Raw genomic sequence first — 25,952 nt, 5'->3', positions numbered from 1 at the left:
TGGATCTGGGATAGCTGGATCTGGGATAACGGGGCCGCCTTTCCGCGATAAACGAGTATCCCGCATCTGTATCCCAAATAAGAAAAGGGAGAACATCTCTGGATGTTCTCCCTTTTCTGTATCGATAGGAGGTATGAAAGGTGGCGTCGCCAATCAGCCCATCAGCAGGGCCCGCAAGCTCTCCACATCCAGCCCGCGTACCTCGGACTGGCCGCTCAGCAGACCATCGGCCAGCGCCCGCTTCTCGTCGTGCAGGGCGACAATCTTCTCCTCCACCGTCTGCTCGCACACCAGCCGATAGACGGTCACCGGCTGGGTCTGGCCCATCCGGTGGGCCCGATCGCTCGCCTGATCTTCCACCGCCGGGTTCCACCAGGGATCGAGGTGCAGCACGGTATCGGCCTGGGTGAGGTTAAGACCGGTGCCCCCCGCCTTGAGGCTGATGAGAAAGAGCGGTACCGCCTCTTGGCGAAAACGCAGGATGGAGTCCTGCCGCGCCTTGGCCGAACAGCCGCCATCCAGATAGCAGTAGTCCCAGGACTTCTGCTCGATGCGGGCACGCAGCAGGCTCAGCAGATCGACAAACTGGCTGAACACCAGCACCCGATGACCGCCATCGATCGCCTCCTCCAGCAGCGCCATCGCCTCATCCAGCTTGCTGCTGGTCTGCGACCACTCTGGCATCACCAGCTCCGGCGAACAGCAGAGCCGGCGCAGTCGGGTTAACCCGCTCAACACGTGCATCAGGGCACGGCCATCGGCACTTTGCACCTGCTGCACCACCTCGCGCCGGGTCGCCTCGTAGAGCTGTCGCTCCTCGGGGGAGAGGCTGATGTGGTGAATGATCTCGGTCTTGTCCGGCAGCTCGGTCAGCACCTGCTGCTTGAGACGGCGCAGGATAAAGGGGCTGATCACTGCACGCAGCAGCGCCATGTGCTGGGGATCCTTGACCGCCTTGCCAAAGCGACGCTTGAACTCGCCAAGGCTGCCCAGCAGCCCCGGGTTGATAAAGGTGAAGAGGCTCCACAGCTCCCCCAGATGGTTCTCGATGGGGGTGCCGGAGAGGGCGAGGCGAAAATCGCCGTCGAGCTGGAACAGCAGCTTGGCGCGCTGGGTACCGGCGTTTTTGATCTGCTGCGCCTCATCAAGCACCATGGAGGACCAGCGGCGGGACTTGAGCGCCTCCGCCAGGCTGCCGAGCATGCCGTAGTTGATGAGGATCACCTGACCGGCCTTGGCCTCGCGAATCATCCCCTCCCGCTCGGCCGGATTCTCGAACACCACCACATCCAGTTCGGGGGCGAAACGGGCTACCTCCTCCTGCCAGTTGGTGACCACTGACTTGGGTACCACCACCAGCGCTGGGCCAAGATGCTGGCGCATGCGCAACACAATCAGCGCCTGCAGCGTCTTGCCCAGACCCATGTCATCGGCCAGACAGGCACCAAAACCGTGATGGGCCAGGGTCGCCATCCAGCGCACTCCCTCTTTCTGATAGTCCCGCAGGGAGGTGAGCAGCTCGTCCGGGCACTCGACCTCCTGCTGCCACTCCTGCTGCAGGGATTGCCACGCTGCATCCCCTTCGGTGGTAATGACCGAGAGCAGACGAGTGAGCGGATAGGCCAGCTTGTTGTTGATGCGCTGCTCTTCATCGAGCATGGCCCCCAGCATGGTGAGCCGCTCCACCAGCTTGTCGCTCAGCATCAGGCTGGTCTTCTCGTCGAGCTGAACGGTGCGCTGCCCCGGGGTCATCTGGCGCAGAATAAGGCGCAGATCGAGGATCTGGTGCTCATCGAGGGCCAGTGCCCCTTCGACCTGGAACCAGTCCTGCCGCCGCTCGATACGCAGGCTCAGGGCCGCTTCATCAAGGCTCTTGAGGCGAGCGCTGTCCTGATGCCAGTGAATGACCACTCCGGCATCCACCAGCTCGGGCAGAGCATTGACCAGCGCCAGCGCCTGTTCCCCCTGCAGCAGCCACTCGCTGCCGGGCAGGCCGATGGGGAGTTGATTGCGCAGTAGCTGGGCCTGCCCCTTCTCGGCCGCGAGATCCCGCTGCCAGTAGTGGTACGCCTTGATCCCCTGCCGTACGATCGCCTCCCCCTTGCCAAGTGGCTGGGGCGGCAGCTCCTCAAAGCGGGTCACCAGCTTGACCGACAGCTGACCATCCTGCCAATCCAGTTGCACCGAAGGAATGCCCGGCCAGGGAGCCAGTTCGGCGTTGCCGCTAAGCCCCGCAACCTGACTGTGCCAGGGCAGCTCGGGAATGGCGTCCAGGGTGCGTTGCAGCTCGGCCAGCCCCTCGGCGGGCAGCAGCGGGATGGATTCGAGCGCTGGCAAGCGGTCGAGCAGCGGCTGCGGGGTGAGGATGAGCTGCCACAGATCCTGCGCCAGCGGCATGATATGGGCCCCGCGGGCGGCCGCATCGGGGCAGAGCTGCGCGCTCATCCCCTGTTCGGTGGCCACCACCTGCAGCAGGGGGGCACTGATGGCCAGTTGCAGCTTCTGCCCCTTGGCGTTGAACAAGCGGGGGTGATCGGCCAGCGGCGCCCAGACATCCCGCGGCAGTAGTCCCATCACCCGTGGCAGGGTGCGAACCAGTGCCCAGTCATGCTCGTCGAGCATGGCGGCATACTGGGTGGAGAGCAAGGCCGGATCGACCCGGCGACCGGCGGTCCACTCCCCCTTGGTACTGAGCTTCTGGATCTTGCACTCCAGCTCGGGGCCGTCGGCATGGAGCAGCCACACCAACCGCTCCTGCGGCTTGCGTACGCCACTCGAGCGTCCCAGCCCCTGCAGCCAGTTGAGCCAGCTGGCAGAGGCCGCGGTTTTATCCTCGTCCCCGTCATCATCCTGCTCATCACTGCCCTCTTGCGCACTCTCCTCACTGCCGCGCAGTTGGCACAGGGGCGCCCCTTTGGCCGCCTCGCCCAACAAGATACGCAGCAGATCCTGACAAAAGGCCATCAGGCGATGATGGGGCTCGGCATCGAGCAAATGGGAGAGATCCCACTTGTGCAACATGGCCACCTGCGGGCTCTGGGCACCGTGACGGGCCAGCGCACAGAGATCGAGCCAGAGATAGCCCCAGTGGAGCTCCTCCACCGGCAGCTGCAGGGTATCGAACAGGCCGACCGCCTGACCGTGGCGATCGCCCGCCCACTGGCTGAGCAAGTCGGCAAGCAGGGGGAACTGGCCAGTCAGACTGCGCTGCCACTTCTTGCGCTGTTCGCTGGCGATGACGGGATCAGCCTGCTGCAACCAGCCAAGCCAGAGCAGGGCGCTGAACGAACGGGGCCACTGGCCCGCCTCACCCTCATCGGTTGCCTGCCACTGGCCCAGCGCGGTGAGCAGTCGCTCGCCAAGCGGGCCGCTCTGGCTCTGCTGGGCCAGCGCCTGCAGGGCCGGCCAGCCGGGGGCGGCATCTTGGTCCTCGCCGATTGGCAATGTGCTCTCGCCATCCCCGCAGAGCCAGCGCCACTCCGCCTCGAACGCTTTGGCCCGGGCCTGCACCTCGGGGGCGCAGCGCACCAGCGCATTGGCCAGCGGCCAGCGCTCTTCATAGGGGGCATCGAGCAAGAGTTGCAGCGAGAAGTGCTCCAGCAACATTTGCTGCCAGGCGGGGCTGGAGCCCGCCAGCAGCTGGTGAGCGTCCGGGGTATCGAGCAGGGTCAGCAGATCGCTGGCCGAGAAATAGGTGGGGATCTCTCCCGCCTTGCCGCGGCAGAGCTCGCGCACCACCGCATGGGTAAGATCCTGCCCGGTCAATGAGGGCACCCGGCTCCAGTCCGGCGCCGGGCAGAGACCGGCACGCACCCCCAGGATCAGCGCCAGCGTCCCCTCGGCGGTCAGGCTCCACTGCTGCTCCCCGCGCAATCTGACCAGCCCCGCATCCTGCAGTCGGGTCAGTTTATCGATCAGGGCATGGCCTATCGCCAGTTGTTCTTGCAGCAAACGGGTACTGGCAACGCGCTGCAATTGCAGGGTGGCGAGCAGGGCATAACTATCCGAAGAGAGGGTGGACGCAGACATCAAGACTCACGGGCAAGTGCAAAAGCGGAATTTTAACGGTAAAGCGCCAGCGGCTCGACCCTTTACCGTGAAATAACTCAAAAAAAAACGGCCATCCATGATGACCGTCGAAAGTAACGAAGGAAATAGCCGGATCATCCGGTTACCTCCCACAGCGGGAAAATCGGGAGCGCTAGCCCCTAATTCGTGGAGCCAATGCTAGAGGTTGGCGCCCGAAAAAGCTTTGAAGCGGATCACAGTTGAAAAGGATTTCTGAAAACGGTTTCAATTTTTGACGACCTAAAGAGATGATCTTGCACCAAATGAACCATCTCCAACCCGGCCTTCCTCGTCGCGGCATGGATCCCATATACCCATTTCCATTCAGGGCTCGAGGGGGCTGTTGGCCCTGACCGCCGGAATGCGCGGGGCATTATCGGCGATTGGCAGCTGAACGACTCCCCCCTTGTCCGGAGCATTGGCAGACTGATCTGGCCAGCACGCTCGGTACTCGGCCAGCTACGAGGGCAAACGTGGCGACTCACCGGTTGCAAGAAACGGGGCTTCATCCGACCGGCTTGCCCGGGCTGTCATTGATCGATAGGATGTGCCCCATTCCAAGAGGGCAGGAGCAACATGATTTTGCGACAACGCGTGGCGACAAGACTCCTGCTGCTGGTCTGCATTCTGCTGCTCAATTGTGCACTCCAGCCGCTGACCAGGCTGGCTCAGCTGGAGATAGCCGCTGGCTGCCATATGCTGACCGTCCCATCCTCCGCCATCGATGTCGATGTCGATGTCGATGTCGATGTCGATGAGGATGGCCGCGCAGCAACGCCGCAACCCGGCAGTTGCCAGCTCAACGGCAAGTGGCTCAGTGCCGCCAGCGTGCAATGCGCCGAACAGCTCTTCTTTGCCATCGCATTCCTGATCGCCCTGCTGGCACCACTGTCCCGTTGCTCGCCCCCCCTCCCCCCACCCAGAAATATCTCTCCGCCAGAACGGCGGCTTCATCTCACCCTTTGTGTCTGGCGAGAATGAGTCAGTCGCGGCTTAAACCACCCTGACTTTCATTTTCAAGAGACAACACCATGTCAAACATCTTCAATACTGCCCTCTTGCTGGGCAGCCTGCTGTGGCAATCCATCGGATTGGCCAGCGATACCGGCTGGCTCACCAGCCCCCGCAACGATCACGCACAAATCCGGCTGCAAGCAGATAGCCGGGATCCGGCACAGCCCCGGGTGCTGCTCAGTCTGACACTCGAGTCCGGCTGGAAAACCTATTGGCAAAACCCGGGTGAAGGGGGAATTGCCCCTGAAATTCTCTGGGATGACCCCAAACTCACTCAACAATGGCACTGGCCAGTGCCAGAGCGATTCGCGGTCAGCGGCATGTCGACCCAGGGGTATCAGCAGGCCGTAACCTTTCCCATAAGCCTTGGCCATGGCAACCGCAAGGCGCTGACCGGCACGTTACGCCTTTCAACCTGCAGTAACGTCTGCATCCTGACCGACTACCCTTTTGCCCTTGCTCTGGATGGTACGGCACCGGACGGGTTCGATCTTGCCTATGCACAGGCGATGAGCAAGCTGCCTCAAGCCATGCCCAAGAGCGTCAACCTCCAGGCCGGCTACCAGCAAAACCGGCTACAGCTGAGCGCTAAGCAGCAAGAGGGGTGGCGGGCTCCGCAGATTTTCCTCCAGCAGCTGGAGGGGGTCGAGTTTGGCGAGCCCAGCCTGGAGGTGCAGGGCAATACCCTGATTGCCCGCATTCCGGTCAGCGATGGCTGGCAAGGGGATGCACCGGATATCCGTCATCAGCAACTGGGCGTGGTACTGGTCAACGGTGACGAAGCCTGGCAGAGCCAGGTCACCATAGGTGATCCCCTGCCACTACCCGCTGGTGGCCACTCGCTGCGCTGGATCCTGGGGGCAGCACTGCTTGGGGGGCTTATTCTCAACCTGATGCCCTGTGTGTTGCCGGTGCTGGCCCTCAAGCTGGGATCAGTACTGCAGCTGGAGACCCGTGAGCGTCGCCCGGTTCGCTTGCAGTTCCTGGCGGCAAGCGCTGGTATCCTGGTCTCCTTTTGGGCGCTGGCACTGATGAGCACCCTACTGCGCGCCACCCAGGGGGCCGTCGGCTGGGGTATCCAGTTCCAGAGCGTCTGGTTTATCGGCTTCATGGTCGTGGTGACCTTGCTGTTCTGTGCCAACCTGCTGGGGCAGTTCGAGATCAGGTTATCGAGCAATGTCAACACCCGCCTGGCAACCGCGGGTGGCAACGGCATGGCCGGTCACTTTCTGCAGGGCTGCTTTGCCACTCTGCTGGCAACACCCTGCTCCGCCCCTTTCCTTGGCACCGCAGTCGCCTTTGCGCTCGGGGCACCATCCGGTCAACTCTGGCTTGTCTTTACCGCACTGGGGATTGGCATGAGCCTGCCATGGCTGCTCATCGCCGCCCTGCCCCGTCTCGCGCTTTGGCTGCCAAAACCGGGACGCTGGATGGGGCGCCTGCGCATCCTGCTCGGCCTGATGATGCTGGGCTCCAGCCTCTGGCTGCTCAGCCTGCTTGGCAACCATATCGGCCATAACAGGGTTGTGATCCTGATGGCACTGATACTGGCAGCCCTGCTGCTGGCGGTCGTATGGCGCCACGGTATTCGCGGTGTAACCCTGGGGCTGGCGCTGGGCTGCTTGCTGGTCGCCGCCCTGCTGCTCGGCGGCGCCTTCACCATGGAGGACAAACCACAACAGGATACCGTCCACTGGCAGCCACTCTCGGAGCAGGCCATCCAGGACGCCCTGGCACAACACAAGCGGGTCTTCGTCGATGTGACCGCCGACTGGTGCATCACCTGCAAAGCCAACAAATTCAACGTGCTGCTGCGCGATGATGTGCAACGAGCCCTGAGTGCCCCCGATGTGGTGGCCTTGCGCGGGGATTGGAGCCGCCCCTCAGACAGCATCGCCGGCTTCTTGCGCCAACGCGGCAGTGTGGCCATTCCTTTCAACCAAATCTATGGCCCCGGGCTACCGGGTGGCGAGATCCTCTCTCCCCTGCTGGATCGTGCAACTCTGCTGGCCACTCTGGAGCACGCTGCGAACGCCCCTGTTCAAGGAGAAACAAGATGAGATATATCCTGCTCATACAGACCCTGCCGGGAGAGCGGGGCATACCCGCAGCGCAAGGGGGAAATTATCGGCAATCGGCTGATCTCCCTCATATAGCGCTCGGGGGCAACGTCAAAAACGCACTGGTCATCAAGGGGCAATCATGACAGCAACATCATCCCGGCTCCTCCGTCTGCGCCGCTGGAGCAAGGAAGCCCTCTGGCTGCTGCTGTTGGCGGTGATTATTTCGACGGCGCTGGACCTCTGGCGCAGTCCGGCGCTGCCAGAGGAAAGCCCGCTGCCTCAACTGCTGTTGCAAGATGGCACTCTGGCCGACCTGCAGACAATGAGTCGGGACAGACCACTGCTGATCTATTACTGGGCCAGCTGGTGCGCAGTCTGCCGTGTTACCACACCGACAGTGGAGCAGCTATGGCGAGACGGCGAAAACGTGCTGACAGTGGCGCTGCGCTCCGGCGACCAAGCCAGGTTGCAGCAGGGGATGGCCAGGAAGGGGTTGACCTTCCCGACCCACAATGATGAGCATGGCAACCTTGCCGCCCGCTGGCAGGTGAGCGTCACCCCCAGCTTCCTCATCATCAAGCAGGGTAAAGTGGTGAGCTCCACCACTGGCTGGAGCTCGGGCCCGGGACTGAAACTGCGGTTGGCCTGGGCCAGCCTCGGCTAACTCGGCCCGCCAGGGAGCACTATTGCGGCCCCTCTTCCCGCTGAAGAGGGGCTTATCGCCAGCCATCCGATGCCTATTTATCAGTGATGGGTGGCCCCCTCGCGGGTTAATGGCTCAAATCGGAAGTGGTAATCCATCGGCGATCGCGTGGGCGGTGAACCGTGATGGATACCATTCATGGGTTGACGCTGAACAAGGCAAAGCCCAGCAAGCGGGAGATAATATGTCCAAAACCAGATAGGGAGCCCGGTCATAGAAGATCAGCAACCGAGTTTAATGTTCCCGACAACGCTTGGGCTTCACGGCGTTCACTACGCATAAAAAGCACGGGGGGCCTTATGGCCCCCCGCAAACACACCGGATGAGAAAATGCCTTACTTGGCGGCGCTATCCTTCACGCACTTCTGGACAAAGCTGTTCTTGGCCGCGCCAGCCAGCTTCTTGTCGGCTGCCGCCTTCTCGCACTTGGCCACCGGATCCACCGCCGCGCCCGTCTTCACGCACTTCTGGATAAAGCTGTTTTTGGCCGCACCGGCCAGCTTCTTGTCGGCGGCCGCCTTCTCGCACTCGCCAGTTGCGGCGCCAGCGGCATCTTTCACGCACTTTCCGACAAAGCTGGTCTTGGCGGCGCCGTTAAGCTTTTTGGCCGCGGCCTGCGCCTCGCACTGCAACTGGGCTGCGTCGTTGGCAAAGACCGGATTGGCCAGCAGCACGCTGCCGCAGAGCAGGCCGAACAGGATGGTACGCTTCATGGGAGATCTCCTCTCTCTGGTGATGTGTTTGCATGGTCATATTTGCATGACGATGTGTTGCAAATGGCTGTGATGGCAACAGCTGATTGTTGCCGCAGATCCCACGTCTCGCCAGCTTGGGAGCGGAGCACAGGGCAACCATCGCCCGCACTATAGCGCCGATTGCCGGAGCGGGATTGTCCCCGGCCAACCCTTCCTCAGCGGCAAGCCTGTCCCCTACTTTCCCGCCACACCCGCCAACCCCTAATAAAATCAAGGGCCATGGGAATCCTTTCCCTGCCTCAGCGATTTCTTGAGCCAGCGCATAAAACGCAGATATTCCTGATAGTTACGTCAATTTTTGACTGGTGAGACCAGATTCGATTGGATTAACATAGCCATCCGCTGCCTATTACTGCGCTGAGTTGCTGTCCTTGCTGGTCAATGGAGCATATTGGCAGCTGTAATCCACGGGGGCTGCGTGGGTTTTAAGCTGAGATTTATGTAGTTCGCAGCGAAGTCCAACTCTCGTGGTGTGAGGCTGACTTCATGATGAAGCAAGGTTCTCTGGTCGATGCCACTGTCATCGATGGCCCCCAACTCCACCAATAACAAGCGTGGAGAGCGTGACTTTAAGATTCGACTGACCCAAAAGGAAATCAATAGTATCTCGGTATGAAGGTCCATATCGGCGTTCATGCCAAATGTGTCCTCACCCACAGCTTGGAGACCAGACCAGCCAACGAGCACAACTTCAATTGGGTGAATATCGAGTCCATGGCAAGGAACTGTTTGTCTTCACTGACTCGGGATATCAGGGAGCTGAAAGCCGTTGCCAGTTTTACTTGACCACAGCACGGTGTAATACAGATACGGGATGAATCAGACAGAAATACCGCCTAACCCAATACTCCACTGTTGACGATCGTTCAAAACTTATTTAGCACAGGAGATAACAATCGATGGCATTACCTTTCATTATTCTGGGTGCCGCGGCAGCGGCAACAGCGTTTGGTGGAAAAAAAGCGTATGACGGCTACCAGAAAAAATCAGAAGCCGACGACGTATTAGATCGCGCACAGCGCCGTTTTGATAAACATAAAGATAGTTTTGAGACGGCCAACAAGACGACCTCAGAAAAACTCGCAGAATTAGGCGAAGCGGAGCTTAAAATAGGTAATGATTTCAATGAGTTCAATACAATTGCTATTGAACTTCTTGAACGAATGGCAAAGGATGGGCATAAGAATCTCAAGCTGACGGTACCAAAGCACAGCATTAATAAGATTCAGAACCTGGCTATTTCGGCAACAGAATACCTGACCACGGTTGTCGGTGCTGGCGTTTCTGGCGCCGCCGCCGGTTTTGCCGTGTACAGCGGAGTGATGGCTTTTGCTGCGGCTTCTACCGGAACGCCGATTGCGGCGCTGTCTGGTGCGGCAGCTTATAATGCCACGATGGCGGCAATTGGTGGCGGTTCGCTAGCTGCTGGTGGTTGGGGGATGGCAGGCGGTGCGATGGTACTTGGCGGCGCGGTGGTGGCTCCACTGATAGCTATTGCTGGCTGGGCCTACGATAACCATGCAGAAAAAGCGCTTAACAACGCCTACCAAAGCTCCCGTGAAGTGAGCGCGGCTGTAGAGAAAATGAATGCAGCTGAAGCGCATCTAACAACAGTGCAGCAATATGTAAATAGTATTTATGAGTCGATCACCTGTATGCATGCCGTCTTCGTTCAGCATTACTTTGAACCACTGAAAGCGATGCACGCGGTCATCGTTGAACGTCATCAAAAAAATATCACCACCGAAATTGATGAGTCGGAAGAGATCATAACGCTTATCGACCACGGCTACAAATTAGCAGCCATCATGACCGACGTGATTACCACGCCACTGTTCAAACCGGTAACGCAGGAAAATGGCGAAGCCGTTATTGAAGATGGGGTGATCCAACTGCAGACCGACAGCAACGGTATGAATCTGCTTAACAAAGAGGCGCTGGATGAAAAACTGACGGCATCAGCCTCTGATTTCGACACGTTTTCCTCTCGTATTTAATCAACCCGCCGGGCTAACCAGCCCGGCATTGCTATGGACAAAGCACAATGAACGCAGCCAGGTTTGACTGGGGGGAAGAGTTACATCAGACGGTGGTCAAGAGCCTCACAACCTCGTTTGGGTTAGATTTTCTCTTGCTGGAGGATAAGCACGGCGGCGATGTGAATACCATTCACAATGTCCGTCAGGGGGTGTATGCCTCAGATGCCGAACGTCAGCGGTATGAACAGCGCGAAGGGTATGATTCGCATCATTACCACAACCACGAAAACTATATCGCCACCAACCGAGCAGGAAAAAAGGCGCATGAGGACGGTACACTAACTGATACCTATACCGGTAAACATTTTTCGGCCAATGACAAAAAAAATCTCGACCACATTATTTCCGCCCATGAGATTCACAACGACCCCGGGCGTGTTCTTGCCGAGCGAGATGGAGCCGATCTGGCCAATGACTCATCGAATCTTACCTTCACGAACGAGTCACTAAATAAGGCGAAGAAGGCAAAAACGATGGATGCCTTCTTGCAAACGCTGCAAGACCAACATGCTGCCACAACGCAGGAAATTGCCCGATTGCGCAGCCAACCAGCACTCTCCGAGCAAGAGAAGAAACACCTGAATCAGCTAGAAAATAAAGCTGCCGCCGATTTTGAACGCATGAAAGAGGCGGATAAGCAGGCGCGAGAAAAATACAACAGCACTATCAGCCAAGAATATTACACCAGCAGCAAGTTTGCGAAGAATGTCGCCAGCGCTACGCTGAACAACGCCTTTCGTATGGGAACGCGGCAGATGCTTGGACTGATTCTGGCAGAGACCTGGTTTGAATTCCGCGAACGTATTCCTGTGATGTTTGAGAAACATCGTTACGCATTTGATGCCGGAGATTTTCTGCAGGATGCTACTGAAGTATTACGCGCCGTTTGGTTACGGGTGCAGACCAAATTTCATACCTTCCTGACCGCCTTTAAGGACGGCGCGATTGGCGGCATGCTGTCCAGCATTACAACCACGCTCTTCAATATCTTCTTTACTACAAAGAAAATGATGGTGAGGCTTATTCGCGAGATGTGGAACAATCTGGTGCAGGCCTTCAAAGTGATGGTCTTTAATCCAGATAGTTTGGCGCCGGGGCAGTTGGCAAAGGCGGTCAGTAAGCTAGTGGCTGCCGGGGTAGCCGTCGCAGCAGGTGTGGTGATTAACGAAGCATTAGCAAAAATTCTCGTTTTTCCCTTTGGCCCGGAATTGGCCGCCTTTTGCGGTGCGCTGGCGACCGGTATCCTGACGCTAGTGATGAACTATTTTCTTGAACACAGCGCGTTGATGAAAAAAGTCTGGGCGTTTCTGGACACCTTTAAAGATAAGTACCAGAAAGCGCTTGAGTATTATGAACGAGTTAATATCGAACTCGATCGTTATTTACTGGAGCTTTCAGCACTGGAGTTCGCGATAGATTCGTCACAGCTAGCACGCTTTACACTACATCTTAACGCAGTGAATAGCGAAATAAAGCGCGGCTTGTTGCTGCAAGCCGAGGTCGAGCGCCGGAATATAACTCTGCCGTTTGAAGCGGGCAATATCCGTTCTGTGCGTAGCTGGCTACAAAATTTATGACGCTCACTCCTAAATTTCCCTGCAACCAGTGCGGAGCCTGCTGTCGTCATGTTGATCGTGCCAGTGAAACGCAGTTCCTCGATCGAGGTGACGGTATTTGTCAGCACTATCAGATGGAAACAAAGTTGTGCGCAATTTATGAAACGCGTCCGCTGATTTGCCAAATTGAGAAGCAGTATCAGCTTAATTACCTGCAGCATTTTAGCTGGCAGGAATTTATTACGCTGAATCGCGAAGCATGCCTGATTTTGGAGAAGTTCTAAAGTGGGAGAGGATGGGCGCACTCATGGAACACGGCAAAGCAGCCTTAGCCATCTCCCCCTCAATGAGCGAAGCATGAGCAAGATGGTTGCCCGGCTCTATCGTTCAGGCCATCAGACTTGATTACCCTTTCCCTATGCAAAAAAATCCCCCGTTACCGGGGGATTTTTATTTCTATCGGTTATCTCAGCTCAGCTACTTACCCCACCAAAAACGCCCTTAACCGGGCAAACTCCGCCGGCAAATTAACGGAGAGCAGCGGCAGCTCGGCGTGCTTGGCGAGCGGGCCGGGCAGCGGTACATCGAGATTGAGGATCTCGTCCACCGACTCCTTGAACTTGGCGGGATGGGCGGTGCAGAGGAACACCCCCACTTCGTCATCAGCCAGCTGTTCACCCAGCAGATCCCAGGCAATGGCGCCGTGGGGTTCGCACAGGTAATCCAGCTGGTGCAGCCGCTTCAGCGCATCACGGGTCTGGGCGTCGTCACGCATACCAGAACCCAAGGTCTCCAGTGCCCAGCCCTTGCGACGGCACAGCTCTTCCACTCGTGGCCAGTTGTTGGGGCGGCTCACATCCATGGCGTTAGACAGGGTGGCCACTGTCTGGTGCGGCTCCCACTGACCGGTTTTCAGGTAGCGCGGCACGGTGTCGTTGGCGTTGGTAGCGGCGATAAAGCGCTTCACCGGCAGCCCCAGCGCCTTGGCAATCAAGCCTGCGGTGAGGTTGCCAAAGTTGCCGGACGGCACGCTGATCACCGCCTTGGCGCGATCGGCCTTGGGCAGTTGGGCCACAGCCTCGAAGTAGTAGCAAACCTGCGCCAGCAGACGGCTGATATTGATGGAGTTGGCGGAGTTGAGGCCAATGGCCTTTTTCAGCGCCTCGTCGTCAAAGGCCTGTTTCACCAGCGCCTGACAGGCATCGAAGTCACCGTCGATGGCGATGGTGCGGATATTGCCGCCGAGGGTGCAGAAGAGCTTCTCCTGCAGCGGGCTTATCTTGCCCTTGGGATAGAGGATCACCACCTCGATCCCCTCCAGCCCGTAGAAGGCGTGGGCCACGGCGGCGCCGGTGTCGCCGGAGGTGGCGGTGAGAATGGTGATCTTGTCGTTGGTGCGAAACGCCGCGAGACACTGGGCCATAAAGCGGCCGCCGAAATCCTTGAATGCCAGGGTCGGGCCGTGGAACAGCTCGAGGGCATAGGTGCCATCTTTGAGTTTCACCAGCGGCGCCGGGAAGGTGAAGGCGGCATTAATCAGCTCGCTTACCTTGGCGGCGGGCACTTCGTCCCCCAGCAGGTGGCTCAGGATGCGGGCAGAGCGTTCGGCCAGCGGTAGATCGAGCAGGGCATCCACATCGGCGAGCGGTTCGAGTTGTTCGGGGAAGAAGAGCCCCTGTTCGCGACCCAAGCCCTGACGCACCGCCTGCGCGAAGCTCACCTGTTCGCTGTTGTCCTTGATGTTGTAGAGATTCATAGCTCGCTTCCTGTTACCCGTGCCCCGGCCATGTCCAGTTTGCAGACCCGGGCAAATCCATCTTCGTTCTGCACGAAATGTGCTTCCATCCAATCCTTCATCCGCTCGGCCTGCGCCAGCTCCTTCATCACCACAAATACTGTGGGGCCGGAGCCGGAGATGCCTGTGGCGAGCGCCCCGTTCTGGGCCGCCTGCGCCCGCACCTCGGCAAAGCCTTCGATCAGCGCCGCGCGGTAGGGCTCGGCAATCACGTCTTTCAAGACGCTCGCGGCCAGCCCCTCCTGTCCGGTGTAGCTGGCGTGAACAAAGGCAGCCAGGCGGCGGCCATAGGTGAGGCAATCCTGACGGCGATATTGGGCCGGCAAAATGGCGCGAGCGGCAGCGGTCGAAACCACGGTCCCCGGGTAGCAGACTACCCAGTACCACTGATCGAACACCGGAATGCCCTGACTGATAACGCCGTGCTCTTCCAGCACCAGCTGCATGCCACCGAGATAACAGGGGGCCACGTTGTCGTAGTGAACGGAGCCGGAGATCTTGCCTTCCATCTCCCCCATCAGCAGCAGCATGTCGTGTTCGTCGAGGGGCTCGCCGTGAAAGGCGTTGAGCCCTTCAAGGGCCGCCACCACGCTACAGGCGCTGGAACCCAGACCCGAGCCGACCGGCAAGTTCTTCTCCAGCACCATTTCGAGGGGCTTGAGTTTAAGGCCGCGCTTCTCCAGCGCCTCGCCATAGGCCACCCAGCAGTCATGGAGGATATTCTTTTTCGGATCGTCCGGCAGCTTGTGGGCGTAGCGGCCCACGGCGGAGAGCGCAAAAGGCACGTCAGCCGCTTTTACCTGCACCCGATCGCCGAGCAGAGAGCCATCCACGGGGGCGAGCGCCGCCCCCAGGACATCGAATCCCACGCTCAGGTTCGCGCTGGAGGCGGGGGCGTAGGCGACTACGCTGCCGCCTTCAGCCATATAAGAGGGGTACATGTCTGAACTCATGCTTATAGCTCCTGCTTCCAGTTCTGGGTGCGCAGCACATCGGCAAAGACGCCCGCTGCAGTCACTTCGGTACCGGCGCCATAGCCGCGCAGCACCAGCGGGATCGGCTGGTAGTAGGTAGAGAAGAAGGCGAGCGCGTTCTCCCCGTCTTTGACCTTGAACAGCGGCTCGTCGGCCCCGACCGCCTTGATGGCGACCTTGCACTTGCCACCCTCGATGGAGCCCACATAGCGCAGCACCTTGCCTTCACGCTGGGCAGCGGCGAACTGGTCGCGGAACCAGCCGTCCGCTTCGGGCAGACGGGCCATAAAGGCTTCCACATCGCCGCTGGCGTCAAATCCGGGCGGCAGCGCCTGCTCGACTTCCACATCGGAGAGCTCCAGCGCCATGCCGGCTTCGCGGGCCAGAATGAGCAGCTTGCGCGCCACATCCATGCCGTTGAGATCGTCGCGGGGATCCGGTTCGGTAAAGCCGTTGCTGCGGGCGATTTGGGTCGCCTCGGAGAAGGCCATCCCCTCATCCAGCTTGCCGAAGATAAAGGAGAGGGAGCCGGAGAGAATGCCGTCGAAGGCGCGCAGCTTGTCACCGGCCTTGATGAGGTTCTGCAGGTTCTCGATAACCGGCAGACCGGCGCCGACGTTGGTCTCGTACAGGAACTTGCGGCGAGTCTGGCGGGCGGTGCGACGCAGCGCCTTGTAGTAATCGAGCGAGCCGGTGTTGGCCTTCTTGTTCGGGGTAACCACATGGAAACCGGCGGCGAGGAAGTCGGCATACTGGACGGCTACTGCCTCGGAGGAGGTGCAGTCGACGATCACCGGGTTGATGATGTGGCTATCTTCCACCAGCTTTTTCACCCCTTCCAGCGAGAAGCTGTCGCGGGCTTCCACCAGCTGTTCGCGCCAGTTGGCGAGGTTCAAGCCATCCTTGTTGACCGCCATCTGGCGGCTGTTGGCGATGCCGACCACGCGAAGGCCAGTGCCCTGCTCGGCCAGTACCGGCTGCTGGCGGGCAATCTGATCCACCAGCGCGGCACCGACGCCGCCGACCCCGACCACAAAGAGATCGATAAACTGCTGGCTGCCAAAGAAGTTCTGGTGGCACGCCTTGATGGCTTCCGCCACCTTGCGATCCCGCACCACCGCCGAGATGGAGCGCTCGCTAGAACCCTGCGCGATAGCGACGATATTGATGGAGGCTTGCGCCAGCGAGGTGAAGAAGCGGGCCGCCATCCCCTTGCTGGTGCGCATGCCGTCACCGATCAGGGAGATGATCGCCAGATCGCTGATGATATCCAGCGGCTCCAGCAGCTGGTTTTTGAACTCCAGCTCGAACTCGCGCTCCAGCACCTTGCGGGTCTTCTCACTGTCGTAGCTGTGGATACAGAAGCTGACGCTGTACTCGGAAGAGGACTGGGTGATCAGCACGATACTGACCCCGGCGCGGGAGACGGCGGAGAAGATGCGACCGGCCATGCCGACCATCCCCTTCATGCCGGGGCCGGAGACGTTGAACATGCACATGCCGGAGAGATCCGAGATGGCCTTCACTTTCAGGTCATCGTCGCCGCTCTCGGGGCCGATCAGGGTACCCGGCCCTTGCGGGTTGAAGCTGTTCTTGATGAGGCAGGGAATATGGAACTGGGCCACCGGCGCGATGGTTTTCGGGTGCAGCACCTTGGCACCGAAGTAGGAGAGCTCCATCGCCTCCTTGTAGGAGAGGGTTTTCAGCAGGTAGGCGTCCGGTACCAGACGGGGATCGCAGCTGTAGCAGCCCTCGACGTCAGTCCAGATCTCGCAGCACTCGGCATCGACGCAGGCGGCCAATACGGCTGCGGAGTAGTCGGAGCCGTTGCGACCCAGCAGCACGGTCTCGCCCTTGTCGCTGCCACCGGTAAAGCCCGGCATCAGGTAAAGACAGTCGCTACGCAGCCCCTTGGCGGCAAAACGCAGGCGGGAGGCTTCGATATCGACATGGGCTTCGAGGTAGCCGCCGTCGGTGACCAGCAGCTCTTCCGGTACGATCAGCTCCAGATCCAGACCGCGCACCCGCAGCAGTTCGTGCATAAAGGCGATGGAGAGGTTCTCGCCACGGCTCAGAATGCGCGCCTGCACGTTGTCCGGGCAGAGGCCCAGCAGACGGATGCCCTGCATCAGCCGCTCGACCTGATCCAGCTCGGCGGTGAGACGGGCCAGCAGCGCCTTGTCATCCAGCGCCGGATAGGCCGCCTTCAACCCGGCCAGCAGGCGGGAGAAGATGCCGTTCACTTCAAACAGGGTGGAACTGGCATCCATGCCGCGGCTGGTCTGCTCCACCAGCGCCACCAGATGATTGGTCACCTTGGCAGGTGCAGATAGCACCAGGGCTACCTGAGATTGGCCGTGGGTGTTGACCGCGATATCGGCCACCCGTAAAAAACGCTCTGCATCGGCCAGTGAAGACCCGCCAAATTTCAACACTCTCATCGCTTTCTCTCCCTGTAAATCTATGAAATTCAATCTAAAAACCAATCCAACAAAAAGGCCCGTACTGGGTGGGTACGGGCCTTTTCTGATTTCTGTGCTTGTTCGTCAGCGCATCAACCGGCCCCAGTGCCACCTGTGGTGGTACCGGTAATAATGGTGGTGGTGATGACGTTGGTGAATAACTGCATGACGAACACTCGTTGACGAAGCTGGCTTTTAGCAATACCGCGGCTGGCCTTGGGCTGTCAACTTAAACCTCTTTGCCAAGTTTGCGCGCAAGGTCCTTGCAGAGCAGGTGGAGCATGTTCAAATCCCGCTGCGGCAGCATGGGCACCCGGTCCATCACCCATTGATGCAGTTTTTCATCCTGCGAAACTCCGAGTTCACCCAGCAATTCTGCTGTTTTGCTTTTCAGCACCCGAACCTGCCCGGCGTTATCAAAATTTTCTGCTACCGCAGCGGCGCCGTCGGCGTTCAGCTCATCCATCAGCTGACTCATCTCGTAGGCGTAGAGCATGATCGCCTGCCCCAGATTAAGGGAGGGGTAGCTCACCTTGAGGGGCAAATAGCTGATGAGGTCGACCTCGGCCAGCTGCTCGTTGGAGAGCCCCGACTCCTCGCAGCCAAAGACGATGGCAACCTTGTTGAGTGAAGGTTTGCAGCGGATCTGCTCGCGGATCTCTCCCGGGGTGAGGTAGTGCTGGTAGCGACCGCGCTCACGGGCGGTGGTGGCGATCACCAGATCCATGTCCGCCAGCGCCTCGGGCAGGGTATCGAACGCCTCGGCCTGGGTCAGGATCTCCTGGGCGCCGTGGGCCACCCAGCTCGCCTCCTCCTCTTCGTGTACCCGGCTCGCCACCAGTCGCATGGCATCGAATCCCATGGTTTTCATGGCGCGGGCAGCCGCCCCCACATTCGCAGGACGGGCAGGTGCCACCAGGACAAAATAGAGCTTCATCGGGTTTCCTCGCAGGCCGGACGGCCTCTCAAACAGACAGCAAACAGTCGCTAAACCATCACCAAAACAGGGGCGCAATCTACCGTTTATCCCCGAAAATTGCCACTTGAACAGACGTTTGAATGTTGCGATAGTGGCCTGACGTGTGAACAAATTACACCCAATCCTTCGCGCTATCGGCCCGACAGATCACAAGGAAGAGAGAGATGCAGCAGCCATTGGAACAGGCCGTCGCCGAGACTATCTTGCAACGCTTCGAGTCGTTTTACAGCCGGTTTCTCGAGATAACCCAGGGCAGCAAGAGCCGCTTCGAGAACAGTGACTGGCTGGGGGTGCAGCTCGCCGGGCGCGAGCGAATTCGCCTCTATGACCACCATGTGGGGGCAACCGCCAGCTCCATCCGCCAGATGATGGGGGAGCACCACGCCACCCAGGAGCTGCTCAAGCGGGTCAAAAGCGCCTTCAGCGATCTACTGCCCCGTTGTGACAACTTCGAGGTGGCGGAGTCCTTCTTCAACTCCGTCTATCGCCGGATCTTTCGCCATCGCAATATCCGCGACGAGAACCTCTATATCCACCCCTTTGTCAGCCGTGGCGAAAAACCGGACCTGAGCGCCCTGCTGCGGATCTATCGCACCGATCTGGCCCATCTGCCGCAGACCTTGAGCCAGCTTTTGGGGGATTACAGCTTCACCCTCCCCTACGAGGACAAGCAGCGGGATATTGTCGACATCCACCGCCATCTTGCGGAGAACGGCCCGCAAATCCTCCATGACGAGCCGTTTGCCATCGAGCTCCTCAAAGAGGTGTTCTACCGCAACAAAGGGGCCTATCTGGTGGGGCTGATCCGGGCCCGGGATCAGGTGTTCCCCTTTATCCTGCCCCTGCTCAGCACCGGCCACAGCATCTATGTGGATACAGTTATCTTCGAGCCGGACCTCGCCTCCATCGTGTTTGGTTTCGCCCGCGCCTATTTCATGGTCTATGCCCGCGAACCGGCGCTGTTTGTCGCCTTCCTGCGCCAGATCATGCCCCACAAGCCCGATTACGAGATCTACAACGCCATTGGCTGCCAGAAGCATGGCAAGACCGAGCTCTATCGCCACTACCGTCACCATCTGGCCCAGAGTCGGGATCAGTTCATCATCGCTCCCGGCATCAAGGGGATGGTGATGAGCGTGTTCACCCTCCCCTCCTACGATGTGGTGTTCAAGGTGATAAAAGACGAGTTCACCCCGCCCAAGGATGTGAGCCACGAGCAGGTGAAGGCAAAATACCGGCTGGTTAAACAGCACGACCGGGTTGGCCGGATGGCCGATACCCAGGAGTTCACCAACTTCGAGTTTCCGCTGGATCGCATCTCGCCCGAACTCCTTGCCGAGCTCAAGACGGTGGCACCGTCAGCCCTCACCATCAGCGACGACAAGCTGGTGATCAAGCACCTCTATACCGAGCGCAAGATGATCCCCCTCAACCTCTATCTGGACAAGGCGGACGAGCAGCAAACCCGGCTCGCGCTGGAGGAGTACGGCAACGCCATCAAGCAGCTGGCGGCGGCCAACATCTTCCCGGGGGACATGCTGTTCAAGAACTTCGGCGTCACCCGCCACGGCCGGGTGGTGTTCTACGACTACGACGAGATCTGCTACATGACGGAGTGCAACTTCCGCCAGATCCCGCCGCCGCGCTACCCCGAGGATGAGTGGAGCGCCGAGCCCTGGTACTCGGTGGCCCCCAACGACATCTTCCCCGAGGAGTTCGCCACCTTCCTGCTGCAAAAGCCGCAGGTGCGGGAGATCATGCTGCAGCTGCACAAGGAGATGTTCGACGCCAACTACTGGAAGATGCTGCAGAGCAACATCAAGGTGGGGGTGTTCGAGGATGTCTATCCCTACCGGCGCAAGAAGCGCTTCAAGTACCAGCGCGGCGGCTGATCCCGCAGCGCCCGCGCACATCGCAGCAACGAAAACGGGGTGGCCCAAGCCACCCCGTTTTGCTGACCGCTGCGCGACTTAACTGCCGCGACGGCGGATCACCCCCTCCTGCATGGTGCTCGCCACCAGCACCCCGTCACGGGTAAAGAACTGGCCGCGCACCAGACCGCGACCGCTGCTGGCGCTCGGGCTGTCTACCACGTAGAGCAGCCAGTCGTCGAAGCGGAAATCCCGGTGGAACCACATGGAGTGATCGATGGTGGCCACCTGCATATCCGGCTCCCAGTACGACACCCCGTGCGGCTGCAGCGAGGTGAGCAGGAAGTTGAAGTCGGAGGCGTAGGCCAGCAGGTATTTGTGCACCCGCAGATCATCCGGCATCTGACCGTTGGCCTTGAACCAGACGTGACGCACCGGATCCTGCACCGTCGGCCGAATAGGGTCGACCAGGGTCACCGGGCGCATCTCGATGGGCTGCTCGCAGAGGATCTTGTCCCGCAGGGAGGCCGGGATCAGGTTCTCGTAGGGGCGCACCAGCTCCAGCTCGCTCTTGAGCTCCTCCGGCGGAGTGATGCCGGTGGGCATCTGCGCCTGATGCTCGAAGCCATCGGCCGGCACCTGAAACGAGGCGTTGAGATAGAAAATGGGCTTGCCGCCCTGAATCGCCTTGACCCGGCGGGTGGAGACGGTCTGGCCGTCACGGATATTCTCCACGTCATAGACGATGGGACGGGTCACATCCCCCGGACGCAGGAAGTAGGAGTGAAAACTGTGAACCTGACGGCCGGTCTCGACCGTCTGCTTGGCAGCTGACAAGGCCTGCCCCATAACCTGTCCGCCAAACACGGCCCGCAGACCGAGATCCTGGCTCTGGCCCCGAAACAGGCCCTCCTCGATTTTTTCCAGCGCCAGCAACGCCAGCAGCTCATCAAGTACCTTGCTCATCGTTCACTCCTCTATCAGAGCCGCACAGGCTAACAAGCTCACCGGAGCAGAGCAACCGCAGCGGCGAGTCTGCGGGCAAACAGACGACAGAAATTCCCCTCAATTTCTCACCCCCCCCCCTTTTACCAGCCAGGGGGGTTGATACAAAAAGGCCCGCACCATCTGGTGCGGGCCTTTGCTTGGCCGACTGCGCACTTGAACAGCGTGCAGTACGCAACGGGTTGTCAGCTTACTTGCTGCCGGTACCGGAGTTGCGGGTAGAGGCTTGCGGCTTGCGACGGGCGGTGGTGGCGCGAGCGCGCGGCTCTTTGCCCTGCATCTCTTTGTGACGCTGTACGGCGCGACGGATCTGGGCGGCCTGCTTGTGACGGCTGGTTTTGCCATCCTGCTGCAGATCGACCTTGGATTCGGTCTCCGGCGGCAGGTTGACCAGACCGCGCAGGTAGTTCACTTCCGGCAGTTTCAGCTCTTGCCAGCCGCCGCGCGGGATAGCGCGATCCAGCTTGACGTCACCGTAGCGGATACGCATCAGGCGGCTCACCTGCACTTCCTGGGATTCCCACAGGCGGCGCACTTCACGGTTGCGTCCTTCGGTCAGGGTGACGTTGAACCACTGATTCAGACCCTCACCGCCAGCCGGTTTGATCTTGTTGAACTTGGCGGTGCCATCTTCCAGCTGCACGCCCTTGCGCAGACGCTGCAGCATGGCTTCGGTGATTTCGCCAAAGACACGTACCGCGTATTCCCGCTCCACTTCGTGGCTCGGGTGCATCAGACGGTTGGCCAGCTCACCATCGGTGGTGAACAGCAGCAGACCGGAGGTGTTGACGTCGAGGCGGCCGACCGCGATCCAGCGGGCACCTTCCATCTTGGGCAGACGATCAAACACGGTGGGACGACCTTCCGGATCGTGACGGGTACACATCTCCCCTTCCGGCTTGTGGTAAGCCAGTACGCGGCAGATCACTTCCTCTGCGGCACGGGTCTTGACCTGGTGACCATCCACCCGGATCACGGCGTTCACTTCGACGCGATCCCCCAGTGTGGCGACCTTGCCATCCACACTGACCCGACCTGCGGTGATCAGGGCCTCCATCTCACGACGGGAGCCGTGACCCGCGCGGGCCAACACTTTTTGCAGTTTTTCACTCATCGGGGTTACCTGATTGTTGATCGCTGCCCACTGGTAAAAGAGGCAACGGGGTTAACTGTAACAAACGCCGGTTGGAGCACTCGCCACAGTTGAAAAATGTATATCTCGGTGACATCGGCACGCTTGGGCGCCATTCACCGGGCATCGCTCTCCCCGTCCACCGCAGAGGGCAACAGGGGTTGCAGCTCCGGATCCAGCTCGGGGAGCTGCTCCAGACTCTGCAGATTAAAGTAATCCAGAAACTCTCTGGTGGTGGCGAGCAGTTCGGGGCGACCGGCCACCTCTTTGTGGCCTATGCTGCGCACCCAGCCACGCTCTTTCAGGGTATTCACTATCTGGCTCGACACCGCCACCCCGCGGATCGCTTCGATCTCGGCCCGGGTGATGGGCTGACGATAGGCGATCAGGGTCAGCGTCTCCATCACGGCGCGCGAATAACGCGGAGCCCGCTCGCTCCAGAGCCGCGAGAGCTCCTCGGCATACTCCTGACGCGCCTGAAAGCGCCAGCCGGAGGCGACCTCTTTGAGCTCGACGCCTCGCGAGCTGTAATCTTGCCTGATCTCGGCCAACAGCAGCTGAACATAGCGACTGGTCACCGGATAATCGGCCAGCACGCTGCTTTTCAGTTCGCTGACATTGAGCGGGCGACCGGCCACAAACAGCGCCGCTTCGATCAGGGTCTTGAGTCGTTCAGTGGGCAGCGCCACGGTTGCCCTCCTCGCTCTGCTCGGCCAATGCGAAATGGATTGGGCCGAGTGGTTCTGCCTGCAGGATCCAGATCAGTTGCTCCTTGCACAGCTCCAGCAGGGCCAGAAACGTCACCAGTACCCCCATGCGCCCCTCTTCGGCACGCAGCACCTGCTCAAGGCGCAGGGTCTGCCCCAGCGTGAGCATGGCAAGGATCTCCGCCATGCGCACCCGGGTCGGGATCTGTTCGCGGCGGATCTGGTGATGTTCGAAATGAGTCGCGCGTTTTACCACACTTTGCATGTAAAGGGCGAGCTCAACCAGCGAAACATCGGGCGCCAGTGGCTTGAGGGCGCCAAAATCGGGGGGCAAGGCAGCGGCGATATAAATCTCCCGCTCCACCCGTGGCAGCTCATTGACCCTCTCCGCCCCTACCTTGTAGCGCTCGTACTCCTGCAGGCGGCGAATAAGCGTCACCCGCGGGTCTTCTCCCTCCTCTTCATCCTCCAGCTCCGGCGCCTTGGGCAGCAGCAGGCGGGATTTGATCTCCGCCAGCCAGGCCGCCATCAGCAGATATTCAGCCGCCAGCTCAAGGTTGAGCCCCTGCATCAGCTCCACGTACTCCATGTACTGGGCGGTGATCTGCAGGATCGGCAGGTTGAGAATATCGAGCTGCTGGCGCCGGATAAGGTAGAGCAGCAGATCGAGCGGCCCCTCGAAGGTATCGAGGAACACCTCCAGCGCATCGGGCGGGATGAACAGGTCCTGAGGCAGCTCGTGATAGGGCTGCCCCAGGACTTTCGCGATGGGTAGCGCGGCGCCAGTCCCCATCTCGGCGGAAGGGACTGTCACCGGTTCAGCGACATCACTCAAACGGAGTCGGGTCTCCGGCGCCGCGACGACGCAATACCGGCTCGTCGTCAGAGAAATCGACCACAGTGGTGGGCTGCTCGCCCAGATAGCCGCCGTTGACCACCAGATCGATCTGCTTGCCCAGCTTGTCGAAGATCTCTTCCGGGTCGAACTCGGCCATCTCGGAGTCCGGCAGGATCAATGTGGTGGAGAGCAGCGGCTCGCCGAGTGCTTCCAAGAGCGCCTGAGCAATCTTGTTGTCCGGCACCCGGATGCCAATGCTCTTCTTCTTCTCGTTCATCAGGCGGCGCGGCACCTCTTTGGTCGCCTTGAAGATGAAGGTGTAGGCGCCCGGGGTGTTGTTCTTGATCAGGCGAAACGCGCTGTTGTCGACCTTGGCGTAGGTGGAGATCTCGGAGAGATCGCGACACACCAGAGTGAAGTCGTGGTTAGCGTCGAGACGACGGATGCGGCAGATGCGCTCCAGCGCGCCCTTGTCACCCATCTGGCAACCCAGCGCATAACCGGAGTCGGTCGGATAGACGATCACACCGCCGTTCTGGATGATCTGTACCGCCTGACCGATCAGACGGGCCTGGGGGTTTTCCGGATGTACGTAAAAATGCTGACTCATAGCTTGTTCTCGCAATGGGGGCAGCAATACCTGCCCGCTCGTATGGTCACGGGTCAAAGACCCATGACACTACCTTAACCTGTTTGAACCTGTTTGTGGCCGCTTCGCTGGCGCCGTTACCGGCTTGCCAGCAGCTCGGCTTGTTGCTCGGTGGTGAGCCCAAAGTGATTTGGATAGGCCAACCAGATGGGCATCCCCTCTTTGGGCAGCCAGAGGTGGCGGCCCAGCTCGGTCCAGTTGGAGGGGAAGTGAAAATCCGATCCCACCGAGATATAGAGGTCGTGATCCTTGGCCCACTGGCCCAGATTGGCCCGCTCCTGCGGACTCTGCTGGGGCAATGAGACCTCCATGGCATCGCCACCGGCCGCCTTGAAGGCCACCAGCAGCCGCTTGATCCACTTGGCGGTGAGATCGTAACGGCTGGGGTGGGCCAGCACCGCCAGCCCGCCAGCGGCGTGAATGGCAGCGATGGCTTCGCTCATCTCGGGCCACTCGGCCGGGGCATACCCTTTATTGCCACGGCTCAGGTACTTTTTGAATACCTTCTGCATGTTGTCGGCCACCCCACGCGCCACCAGCACCCTGGCAAAGTGGGCGCGGGTCACGGCAGCATCACCGGCGAGCGCCTTGGCCTCTTCATAGGTGCCGGGGATGAGGCACTTCTCCAGACGACGCCCGATTTCCAGCGCGCGCGCCTCACGGCGGGCCAACTGACCGGCCAGAAAGTCGGTCAGCTGCGGATTGTTTTCATCCACCCCCAGCGCCACGATATGAATTTCGTGATGCTCCCAGCCGGTGGAGATCTCGACCCCGCTCACCAATCGCAGCGGCAGTTGCTCGGCTTCGATGGTGCGGCGCACCTCATCAAGCCCAGCGAGGGTATCGTGGTCAGTAACTGCTAACACCTCGACCTGTTTTTCGGCAGCGCGACGCACCAGTTCGGCGGGGCTCAGCACCCCGTCGGAGGCAGTGGTATGGCAGTGAAGATCGAATCTCATCAGGTTATTCCGCTCTCGTGGTCAGGTCACCATTCATGGCAAATCGGTGAAAGAAGGCTAAAAAGCGACTTGACTTGGCCGCGGCTTTATCGTCTTCTGTAGGCACTTCATTGCAAACATCTTTTTACAGGACTTTATCATGCAAACGACTTCCATCCTGACCATCTGGTGGTGGCACACTCCCTGACATGCGGGCGTGTGGTCGTTGCTGTACCTGTAATCTGACAGCAAATTAAGAACCCAAAGAAAAAGCCCGCTGACCCCAGCGGGCTTTTTTATTATCCGGCAAATGGACCTGTGATGAAACCGAGAATTCAGACAAGCAAGCTGACCTGGCGATGGCGCCCCTGAGCCAGCCACCCCAGACCAATTAAATTTCTAAG

The 25,952-nt window shown here is 59.7% G+C and carries 19 protein-coding genes; 7 read left to right on the top strand and 12 right to left on the bottom strand.

Translation table 11 applies throughout. The features are described 5' to 3' along the window. Nucleotides 1-153: 153 nt before the first annotated feature. Nucleotides 154-4,029 carry a DEAD/DEAH box helicase gene (locus G5182_RS02225; protein ID WP_227342311.1) on the bottom strand — a complete coding sequence of 1,292 codons (3,876 nt, stop codon included), beginning with the start codon at nucleotides 4,027-4,029 and terminating at the stop codon, nucleotides 154-156. A gap of 615 nt (nucleotides 4,030-4,644) precedes the next feature. Here G5182_RS02225 and G5182_RS02220 point away from each other — a divergent pair. The 3 genes from G5182_RS02220 to G5182_RS02210 all read left to right on the top strand — a co-directional run bounded on the left by G5182_RS02220 (nucleotide 4,645) and on the right by G5182_RS02210 (nucleotide 7,809). Next, on the top strand, nucleotides 4,645-5,049 hold the full coding sequence (locus tag G5182_RS02220; protein ID WP_227342309.1) for a hypothetical protein: 405 nt from the start codon (nucleotides 4,645-4,647) through the stop codon (nucleotides 5,047-5,049). A gap of 50 nt (nucleotides 5,050-5,099) precedes the next feature. Then, complete coding sequence (locus G5182_RS02215; protein ID WP_227342308.1) at nucleotides 5,100-7,142, top strand: protein-disulfide reductase DsbD family protein; 2,043 nt, start codon at nucleotides 5,100-5,102, stop codon at nucleotides 7,140-7,142. Nucleotides 7,143-7,284: 142 nt separating this feature from the next. Further along, entirely contained in the window at nucleotides 7,285-7,809 is a 525-nt protein-coding gene (locus G5182_RS02210; RefSeq protein ID WP_227342307.1) for a protein disulfide oxidoreductase, read from the top strand. Between the two features lie 374 nt (nucleotides 7,810-8,183). Here G5182_RS02210 and G5182_RS02205 read toward each other — a convergent pair whose 3' ends face one another. Then, a complete protein-coding gene (locus tag G5182_RS02205) occupies nucleotides 8,184-8,561 on the bottom strand; it encodes a hypothetical protein (RefSeq protein ID WP_227342306.1) in 378 nt (125 codons plus the stop codon). Between the two features lie 941 nt (nucleotides 8,562-9,502). Here G5182_RS02205 and G5182_RS02200 point away from each other — a divergent pair. Genes G5182_RS02200 through G5182_RS02190 form a run of 3 tightly spaced genes read left to right on the top strand, consistent with a single transcriptional unit; the run spans nucleotide 9,503 to nucleotide 12,482 of the window. Continuing rightward, entirely contained in the window at nucleotides 9,503-10,600 is a 1,098-nt protein-coding gene (locus tag G5182_RS02200; protein WP_227342305.1) for a hypothetical protein, read from the top strand. 47 nt (nucleotides 10,601-10,647) lie between these two features. Next, a complete protein-coding gene (locus G5182_RS02195; RefSeq protein WP_227342303.1) occupies nucleotides 10,648-12,219 on the top strand; it encodes a hypothetical protein in 1,572 nt (523 codons plus the stop codon). Further along, nucleotides 12,216-12,482, top strand: a complete 267-nt coding sequence (locus G5182_RS02190; RefSeq protein WP_227342302.1) for a YkgJ family cysteine cluster protein — start codon at nucleotides 12,216-12,218, stop codon at nucleotides 12,480-12,482. Before G5182_RS02195 ends, G5182_RS02190 begins: the two co-directional genes overlap by 4 nt. A 197-nt stretch (nucleotides 12,483-12,679) precedes the next feature. On the opposite strand, the gene thrC is transcribed toward G5182_RS02190, so the two are convergent. From thrC to G5182_RS02170, 4 genes are all read right to left on the bottom strand, one after another. After that, on the bottom strand, nucleotides 12,680-13,954 hold the full coding sequence (gene thrC, locus G5182_RS02185) for a threonine synthase (RefSeq protein WP_227342300.1): 1,275 nt from the start codon (nucleotides 13,952-13,954) through the stop codon (nucleotides 12,680-12,682). Next, complete coding sequence (gene thrB, locus G5182_RS02180) at nucleotides 13,951-14,946, bottom strand: homoserine kinase (RefSeq protein WP_227342298.1); 996 nt, start codon at nucleotides 14,944-14,946, stop codon at nucleotides 13,951-13,953. The genes thrC and thrB overlap by 4 nt, the downstream gene beginning before the upstream one ends. 2 nt (nucleotides 14,947-14,948) lie before the next feature. Beyond that, complete coding sequence (gene thrA, locus G5182_RS02175; protein ID WP_227342297.1) at nucleotides 14,949-17,408, bottom strand: bifunctional aspartate kinase/homoserine dehydrogenase I; 2,460 nt, start codon at nucleotides 17,406-17,408, stop codon at nucleotides 14,949-14,951. Nucleotides 17,409-17,658: 250 nt separating this feature from the next. After that, nucleotides 17,659-18,366: a tRNA/rRNA methyltransferase gene (locus tag G5182_RS02170; protein WP_227342294.1), complete on the bottom strand. Its 708-nt coding sequence runs from the start codon at nucleotides 18,364-18,366 to the stop codon at nucleotides 17,659-17,661. Nucleotides 18,367-18,572: 206 nt separating this feature from the next. Here G5182_RS02170 and aceK point away from each other — a divergent pair, with 206 nt between their 5' ends. Beyond that, entirely contained in the window at nucleotides 18,573-20,300 is a 1,728-nt protein-coding gene (aceK, locus tag G5182_RS02165; protein ID WP_058059117.1) for a bifunctional isocitrate dehydrogenase kinase/phosphatase, read from the top strand. Between the two features lie 78 nt (nucleotides 20,301-20,378). Here aceK and tesB read toward each other — a convergent pair whose 3' ends face one another. From tesB to rnm, 6 genes are all read right to left on the bottom strand, one after another. Further along, entirely contained in the window at nucleotides 20,379-21,245 is an 867-nt protein-coding gene (gene tesB, locus G5182_RS02160; protein ID WP_005338122.1) for an acyl-CoA thioesterase II, read from the bottom strand. Nucleotides 21,246-21,474: 229 nt separating this feature from the next. Further along, nucleotides 21,475-22,398 carry a 23S rRNA pseudouridine(2605) synthase RluB gene (rluB, locus tag G5182_RS02155; protein ID WP_159143381.1) on the bottom strand — a complete coding sequence of 308 codons (924 nt, stop codon included), beginning with the start codon at nucleotides 22,396-22,398 and terminating at the stop codon, nucleotides 21,475-21,477. Between the two features lie 134 nt (nucleotides 22,399-22,532). After that, a complete protein-coding gene (gene scpB, locus G5182_RS02150) occupies nucleotides 22,533-23,105 on the bottom strand; it encodes an SMC-Scp complex subunit ScpB (RefSeq protein WP_005350230.1) in 573 nt (190 codons plus the stop codon). Further along, nucleotides 23,089-23,958 (bottom strand): segregation and condensation protein A, encoded by an 870-nt coding sequence (locus tag G5182_RS02145; protein WP_199765725.1) that lies wholly within the window; start codon nucleotides 23,956-23,958, stop codon nucleotides 23,089-23,091. The genes scpB and G5182_RS02145 overlap by 17 nt, the downstream gene beginning before the upstream one ends. Then, complete coding sequence (locus G5182_RS02140) at nucleotides 23,951-24,571, bottom strand: L-threonylcarbamoyladenylate synthase (protein WP_005338129.1); 621 nt, start codon at nucleotides 24,569-24,571, stop codon at nucleotides 23,951-23,953. Before G5182_RS02140 ends, G5182_RS02145 begins: the two co-directional genes overlap by 8 nt. A 116-nt stretch (nucleotides 24,572-24,687) precedes the next feature. Next, on the bottom strand, nucleotides 24,688-25,569 hold the full coding sequence (gene rnm, locus G5182_RS02135) for an RNase RNM (protein ID WP_100646425.1): 882 nt from the start codon (nucleotides 25,567-25,569) through the stop codon (nucleotides 24,688-24,690). Nucleotides 25,570-25,952 lie beyond the last annotated feature (383 nt).

It is taken from the genome of Aeromonas sp. 600948, assembly GCF_049174875.1.
Lineage (GTDB): Bacteria > Pseudomonadota > Gammaproteobacteria > Enterobacterales > Aeromonadaceae > Aeromonas > Aeromonas veronii_A.
Note: the sequence above shows the minus strand (reverse complement) of the source record. Positions and strands in the feature narration are given on the sequence as shown.

Coding starts and splice junctions, on each gene's coding strand:
- G5182_RS02140 (WP_005338129.1), bottom strand. CDS start 24,571: ATGAGTCAGCATTTTTACGTACATCCGGAAAACCCCCAGGCCCGTCTG.
- rnm (WP_100646425.1), bottom strand. CDS start 25,569: ATGAGATTCGATCTTCACTGCCATACCACTGCCTCCGACGGGGTGCTG.
- G5182_RS02220 (WP_227342309.1), top strand. CDS start 4,645: ATGATTTTGCGACAACGCGTGGCGACAAGACTCCTGCTGCTGGTCTGC.
- thrA (WP_227342297.1), bottom strand. CDS start 17,408: ATGAGAGTGTTGAAATTTGGCGGGTCTTCACTGGCCGATGCAGAGCGT.
- G5182_RS02225 (WP_227342311.1), bottom strand. CDS start 4,029: ATGTCTGCGTCCACCCTCTCTTCGGATAGTTATGCCCTGCTCGCCACC.
- G5182_RS02200 (WP_227342305.1), top strand. CDS start 9,503: ATGGCATTACCTTTCATTATTCTGGGTGCCGCGGCAGCGGCAACAGCG.
- thrC (WP_227342300.1), bottom strand. CDS start 13,954: ATGAATCTCTACAACATCAAGGACAACAGCGAACAGGTGAGCTTCGCG.
- G5182_RS02205 (WP_227342306.1), bottom strand. CDS start 8,561: ATGAAGCGTACCATCCTGTTCGGCCTGCTCTGCGGCAGCGTGCTGCTG.
- G5182_RS02170 (WP_227342294.1), bottom strand. CDS start 18,366: ATGAAGCTCTATTTTGTCCTGGTGGCACCTGCCCGTCCTGCGAATGTG.
- G5182_RS02195 (WP_227342303.1), top strand. CDS start 10,648: ATGAACGCAGCCAGGTTTGACTGGGGGGAAGAGTTACATCAGACGGTG.
- thrB (WP_227342298.1), bottom strand. CDS start 14,946: ATGAGTTCAGACATGTACCCCTCTTATATGGCTGAAGGCGGCAGCGTA.
- tesB (WP_005338122.1), bottom strand. CDS start 21,245: ATGAGCAAGGTACTTGATGAGCTGCTGGCGTTGCTGGCGCTGGAAAAA.
- G5182_RS02215 (WP_227342308.1), top strand. CDS start 5,100: ATGTCAAACATCTTCAATACTGCCCTCTTGCTGGGCAGCCTGCTGTGG.
- rluB (WP_159143381.1), bottom strand. CDS start 22,398: ATGAGTGAAAAACTGCAAAAAGTGTTGGCCCGCGCGGGTCACGGCTCC.
- G5182_RS02190 (WP_227342302.1), top strand. CDS start 12,216: ATGACGCTCACTCCTAAATTTCCCTGCAACCAGTGCGGAGCCTGCTGT.
- G5182_RS02210 (WP_227342307.1), top strand. CDS start 7,285: ATGACAGCAACATCATCCCGGCTCCTCCGTCTGCGCCGCTGGAGCAAG.
- aceK (WP_058059117.1), top strand. CDS start 18,573: ATGCAGCAGCCATTGGAACAGGCCGTCGCCGAGACTATCTTGCAACGC.